Annotated in this window: 3 protein-coding genes; all 3 read left to right on the plus strand. The window is 75.2% G+C overall.

Annotation, left to right across the window (positions count from 1 at the left end; translation table 11 throughout):
• Nucleotides 1–186 precede the first annotated feature (186 nt).
• From SZ60_RS13800 to aztD, 3 genes are read left to right on the plus strand one after another with little or no spacing between them, the layout of a single operon-like run.
• Nucleotides 187–1,455, plus strand: coding sequence for a hypothetical protein (locus tag SZ60_RS13800; protein ID WP_043596833.1), 1,269 nt, complete (start codon nucleotides 187–189; stop codon nucleotides 1,453–1,455).
• Entirely contained in the window at nucleotides 1,452–2,414 is a 963-nt protein-coding gene (gene aztC, locus SZ60_RS13805) for a zinc ABC transporter substrate-binding protein AztC (RefSeq protein WP_082060171.1), read from the plus strand. The genes SZ60_RS13800 and aztC overlap by 4 nt, the downstream gene beginning before the upstream one ends.
• Before the next feature lie 29 nt (nucleotides 2,415–2,443).
• Nucleotides 2,444–3,664, plus strand: coding sequence for a zinc metallochaperone AztD (aztD, locus tag SZ60_RS13810; RefSeq protein ID WP_052505419.1), 1,221 nt, complete (start codon nucleotides 2,444–2,446; stop codon nucleotides 3,662–3,664).
• The last annotated feature ends 126 nt before the right edge of the window (nucleotides 3,665–3,790 follow it).

Consider the following 3,790-nt stretch of genomic DNA (forward strand, 5'->3'; position numbering starts at 1 on the left):
TGTCGGGCGTCGGCCACGCCGTCGTGGGCCGACGTCGGGAGCGCCGGGGCGACGGCGCCGTCCCGGCGCCCGCGAGCAGGGCACCCGTCGCGACCCGCGCCTCCTGATCCGCCGCACTCCCCCACCCGCACCCGCACCCCGCCAGCCACGCCCACGCCCACGCCCCCACCCACCCGGAAGGACCGCATGCGATCCCCCCTCCTCTCGACCTGCCTGCTCGGCACGCTCGCCCTCGGGCTGACCGCCTGTTCGACCGGCACCGCCCCGGGCGGTGGCGGCGCCGGCGGGGAGTCGTCGACCGACTCGAGCGACACCACCGGCGAGGGCCACGGCGCCGTCGCCGGTGCCGAGGAACTCGCCGAACCCCGACTCGGCCTCACCACGATCGACCCGTCGGGCACGGTCGCGCACCTCGACCTGCTCGACGAGAGCGTCGTCGAGCTCGGCTCGGTCGACGCCCCGACCGCCGTGGAGACCGACGGGCGGTACCTGTTCGCCGAGACACCTCGCGGCCTCGACGTCGTCGACAGCGGGGTCTGGACGTGGGACCACGGGGACCACTTCCACTACTACCGGGCCGATCCGCGCCTCCTCGGCACCGTCGAGGGCGACGGCGCGGCGACCGTGGCGACCACCAACCTCTCGACCTCGGGCTCGACCGGCGTGCACTTCGCCGGCTCGGGCGACGCCGTGCTGCTCGACACCGAGGCGCTGTCGCGGGGCGAGCTGCGCGAGCGGTTCCGCCTCGACGGCGAGCCCGGTGCCGGCCTGGTCGTCCCCGTGGGCTCGTACGCCCTGGTGACCGAGGGTCGCGGCGAGACGACGACGCTCGTCGGGCACACCGCCGACGGCGACGAGACGGGGCTGCGGGAGGCCTGCCCGGACGCCTCCGGCACGATCACCACGCGCGTCGGGGCCGTCGTCGGCTGCTCGGACGGGGCCCTGCTCGCGACCGTCGACGACGACGAGCTCGTCGTCGAGCACATCCCCTACCCGGCCGGCACGGCCCTGTCGTCGGGAGGCACGGCGGCCCCGGCCACCGCCTTCGACAACCGGGAGGGGCGACCCACCGTGGCCGGGCTCGCCGGCTCCGAGGGCGTCTGGCTGCTCGACACCCGGGCCCGGGCCTGGACCCTGCTGCCGGCACCGACCCCGCTGGTCACGGTGACCGCCGTGGACGACGCCGACCAGCGCCTCCTGGCCCTCGCGCAGGACGGCCGGGTGCTCGTCCTCGACGGCACCACCGGCCAGGTCGTCGCCGAGACGGCGCCGCTCGTCGCGGACTCGCTCGCCGCGGGCCGCACGCCGACGCTGATCGCCGACCAGCAGCGCGCGTACCTCTCGGCCCCCGCCGAAGGGCGGCTGTTCGAGATCGACCCGGCCGACGGCGCCCGGATCGCCCGCAGCTTCGAGACGGCCACCGAGCCGTCCTTCGTCGCGGAGACCGGACGATGAGGGCGCCGTCGCCTGCCCGCCCCCGTGTCGGGCTCGTCGGCGCCACCCGCGGCACCGCCGCCCGCGTCGCCGCCCTGACCGTCGCGGCCGCGGTGGCCCTGACCGGCTGCGCACCCGCCGGCGACGACCGCCCGGTCGTCTTCGTGTCGACGAACATCCTCGGCGACGTCGTCGACGAACTCGTCGGCGACCAGGCCGAGGTCGTCACCCTGATGAAGCCGGACGCCGACCCGCACTCGTTCGAGATCTCGGCACAGCAGGCGGCACGGATGCGGGCGGCCGACCTCGTCGTCTCGAACGGCCTCGGCCTCGAGGAGGGGCTGCAGCAGCACCTCGACGCGGCGGTCGACTCCGGCGTGCCCTCGTTCGTCGCAGCCGACGCGATCGACGTGCTCGACTACCGCGAGGGCGACGCCGCAGGCACCCCCGACCCGCACTTCTGGACCGACCCCGGACGCATGCTCGACGTCGTCGACGCCCTCGGGCCGGTGCTCGCGGAGGTCGACGGCGTCGACGCCGCGGCGCTCACCGAGCGCACCACCGACTACCGGGCCGAGCTCGAGCGGCTCGACGCCGACATGGTCGACGCCTTCGCCGCGATCCCCGCCGAACGTCGCGCACTCGTGACGAACCACCACGTCTTCGGCTACCTCGCCGACCGGTTCGACTTCGACGTCGTCGGGGCCGTGATCCCCGGCGGGACGACGCTCGCGGCCCCGTCGGCCTCCGACCTCGCCGACCTGGTCGACGCCGTCGAGACGACGGGCGTCCCGACCGTGTTCGCCGAGTCGTCGTCGCCCGACCGGCTCGTGCAGGCCCTCGCGAGCGAGGCGGACGTCCACGTCGACGTCGTCGAGCTGTTCACCGAGTCGCTCACCGCGGCCGACGGCGACGCCCCCGACTACCTGACCATGATGCGCGTCGACACCGAGCGCATCGCCACCGGGCTCTCCCCCTGAGCGCCCGACCACCAGAAAGAGGAACACCCATGCGCACCACCCACCTGCGACGGACCGGCGGCACGCTGCTCGCCCTCGGCGTCGCCGCGACCCTCGTCGCCTGTTCGACCGGCGGACCCGGCACCGCGACCGACGGCGGCGACGCGACCGGCGCCTCCTCGTCCGGCCCGCGCCTCGCCGTCTCGTCCGAGGGCCGCGTCACCGTGCTCGACGGCGAGACCCTCGAGACCGTCGGCGAGTTCGACTCCGAGGAGTTCACCCGCCTGAATCCCGCCGGCGACGGCCGACACGTCATGGTGACGACGAGCGAGGGGTTCCAGGTGCTCGACACCGCGGCCGGCAGCTCGTCCGAGCCCGCCCTGACCGACCTCGTCTTCGACGCCGACACCGCGGGCCACGTCGTCCGACACGGCGGCAAGACGATCCTCTACGCCGACGGCACGAGCGACACCACCGTGTTCGAGTCCGCCGACCTCACCGCCGCCGTCACCGACGGCGAGCTGCCCGCGCTCGAGACCGTCGAGGGCGTCGAGGCGCACCACGGCGTCTCGGTCGTGCTCGAGGACGGCACCTTCCTGACGACGGTCGGCGACTCCGACGGCCGCACGGGCATCGAGGTGCGCGACGCCGACGGTGCCGTGGTCGCGCAGAGCGACGAGTGCCCGGGCGTCCACGGCGAGGGCACCGCGGCCGACGAGGCCGTCGTGTTCGGCTGCGAGGACGGCGCGCTGGTCTACCACGACGGCACGATCGCCAAGCTCGCCTCACCCTCGCAGCCCTACGGCCGCATGGGCAACGCGTGGGTCAGCGAGACCAGCCCGATCGTCGTCGGCGACCACAAGGACGACCCCGACGCCGAGGGGTACCTCCTGCACGCCGTCACCCTGATCGACACCGCCGCCGACACCCTCGACGTGGTCGACCTGCCCGAGGGCGTCGAGTACACCTTCCGGGGCGTGGCCCGTGGCCCGGGCGACCTCGCGTACCTGATCGGCACCGACGGCGCGGTGCACGTGCTCGACCCCGCGACCGGCGAGCTCACCGACTCGTGGCCCGTCGTCGCCCCCTGGGAGGGCCCGGCCGAGTGGCAGGACGCCCACCCCGCGATCGTCGTCGCGGGTGACGTCGGCTACGTCACCGAGCCGGCGACGAACAGCGTGCACGCGGTCGACCTGACCACGGGCGAGGTGCTGTCGTCGCGCGGACTCGACGTCACGCCGAACGAGGTCGCGGTGGCCACGGCCGACTGACGCGACCACCCCGGGGGACGAGGAGGCGCGGTGCGACGGCATCGCGCCTCCTTCGTCGTCGAGGGCTGCGCACGGCTCGTCCGGCCGGCCCGGCGCGCTCGGCCGACCAGGCCGCCCGCCCCGCCC

The organism is Frigoribacterium sp. MEB024 (assembly GCF_000878135.1).
Taxonomy (GTDB): Bacteria; Actinomycetota; Actinomycetes; order Actinomycetales; family Microbacteriaceae; genus Frigoribacterium.

Coding starts and splice junctions, on each gene's coding strand:
- SZ60_RS13800 (WP_043596833.1), top strand. CDS start 187: ATGCGATCCCCCCTCCTCTCGACCTGCCTGCTCGGCACGCTCGCCCTC.
- aztD (WP_052505419.1), top strand. CDS start 2,444: ATGCGCACCACCCACCTGCGACGGACCGGCGGCACGCTGCTCGCCCTC.
- aztC (WP_082060171.1), top strand. CDS start 1,452: ATGAGGGCGCCGTCGCCTGCCCGCCCCCGTGTCGGGCTCGTCGGCGCC.